Source organism: Bacillus zhangzhouensis, from assembly GCF_000715205.1.
In the GTDB taxonomy this organism is placed as follows: domain Bacteria; phylum Bacillota; class Bacilli; order Bacillales; family Bacillaceae; genus Bacillus; species Bacillus zhangzhouensis.
Genome location: NZ_JOTP01000066.1, coordinates 1 through 1,366, shown reverse-complemented (window position 1 = coordinate 1,366; position 1,366 = coordinate 1). Strand labels below are relative to the sequence as shown.

At 41.7% G+C, this 1,366-nt stretch carries 5 protein-coding genes; all 5 read right to left on the bottom strand.

Annotation, left to right across the window (positions count from 1 at the left end; genetic code table 11):
• Window positions 1-260 (bottom strand): tail completion protein gp17 (gp17, locus tag BA70_RS18755; protein ID WP_034325258.1); only part of this gene is annotated, 260 nt, incomplete at its 3' end.
• Window positions 257-640 carry an HK97-gp10 family putative phage morphogenesis protein gene (locus tag BA70_RS18750; protein WP_034325257.1) on the bottom strand — a complete coding sequence of 128 codons (384 nt, stop codon included), beginning with the start codon at window positions 638-640 and terminating at the stop codon, window positions 257-259. The genes BA70_RS18750 and gp17, both read right to left, overlap by 4 nt.
• A 26-nt stretch (window positions 641-666) precedes the next feature.
• Window positions 667-822 carry a hypothetical protein gene (locus tag BA70_RS20235; protein ID WP_160171282.1) on the bottom strand — a complete coding sequence of 52 codons (156 nt, stop codon included), beginning with the start codon at window positions 820-822 and terminating at the stop codon, window positions 667-669.
• The gene (locus BA70_RS18745; protein WP_034325256.1) at window positions 815-1,180 is read right to left on the bottom strand and encodes a phage head closure protein; all 366 of its coding nucleotides are present in this window, start codon (window positions 1,178-1,180) and stop codon (window positions 815-817) included. The genes BA70_RS20235 and BA70_RS18745 overlap by 8 nt, the downstream gene beginning before the upstream one ends.
• The coding region (locus BA70_RS18740; protein ID WP_034325254.1) for a head-tail connector protein at window positions 1,128-1,366 on the bottom strand (239 nt) is incomplete at its 5' end. The genes BA70_RS18745 and BA70_RS18740, both read right to left, overlap by 53 nt.

Below are 1,366 nucleotides of genomic sequence, written 5' to 3'. Positions count from 1 at the left end.
TCTATTTCTTTCGCTATTTCTGTTTCGTCTTTCCGTGTGTCTGCTTTTGAAAATATGCTTAGTTGGAACCGTACCTCACTTGCTGCCGAATGGTTGTCTCTGTACTCCTGGTCCCTATTTGTAATCTCTGAAAATACAACCCTGGGGAATGCGGCCACATCATCGGCCACAAGGTTATGAAAACCACCCGTGACAAGCTGCTTTAACTCTTTGTTTTTTATTAACGCTGCACTCAATTCCTTCTTCGCATCAAGACTCATTTAATAGGCGCCGTGATAATTCTTTCCATGATCTTCACAGCTTGTCCCTCCCCTTCAATTGCGCTTTTTTCAATGAATGGATGCGGCGGCATTTTTGATGTGCCCCACTCTAAAAAACGTCCTCTGTAAGCGACTTTTCTATTTGGTCCAACGGCTACAAATAGCTCACCATCTTTGGATTCTCTTGCAGCTGAAACGGTGATGTTATCGACCATGTGAGGCTGATTTTTTGAACTCTTATTCACGTTTCGTTTTTGATGCTCTGCTATTACTTCTCCGCCCGCTTTAAGGGCAATCTTTTCAGCTTTTTCAACGTCATCACCTATCTTGTTGAAAAATCTCGTCAGATCATCGAATCCATCAATATCCATATCAGCCATTTACGCCAACCTCATTACAAGTAATTTCAAGCTGCTTCTTTAATAACATATAGATTGTTATGCTCTTCTATTACTTCTCCTCCGTCTTTAAGGGCAATCTTTTCAGCTTTTTCAACGTCATCACCTATCTTGTTGAAAAATCTCGTCAGATCATCGAATCCATCAATATCCATATCAGCCATTTACGCCAACCTCATTACAAGTAATTTCAAGCTGCTTCTTTTTATTTTCAATGTCGTTGTAATCCATGACATCAAAAGTGCGGTAGATCGGCTCTCCTGCCTCGTCTGATCCAGTTTGATGAAGAATACGCATATCTTGAGCAACGTCTTCTCTGTATCTAATTGTGATTTTCTTCGGTGACTTAACCCCTAGCGCGCCAGCAACAAGCGTGTCTGACTTTGAGCCGGAAAATCCTTCGATTGAACCCCATGTCTCAAAAACATTTTCATAGGCTTCATTCCAGTTCAGTTCTTCGTCCTGCACCTTATTTTTTTTCTGGAAGATTAACCGCCGATTCAGCTTGCTTATCTTCTTCATCCTCTTCTACCTCCACATAGCGAAGTTGAGTTAGTTGATCCCGAATAGTAAAAGGGATGGATGAGCCGGAAACGCCTGACTCATACACCCCTCGGTTTTCGTACCAATGAGCAACAAGCATGCCTGTTACAAGTGCATACTGCTCGTTACCTTCAATATAACGCCCTATACCATTTTTGATATATC

Excerpts from the sequence above, each read along its gene's own strand:
- BA70_RS18750 (WP_034325257.1), bottom strand. The coding sequence starts at position 640 with ATGGCTGATATGGATATTGATGGATTCGATGATCTGACGAGATTTTTC.
- BA70_RS20235 (WP_160171282.1), bottom strand. The coding sequence starts at position 822 with ATGGCTGATATGGATATTGATGGATTCGATGATCTGACGAGATTTTTC.
- BA70_RS18745 (WP_034325256.1), bottom strand. The coding sequence starts at position 1,180 with ATGAAGAAGATAAGCAAGCTGAATCGGCGGTTAATCTTCCAGAAAAAA.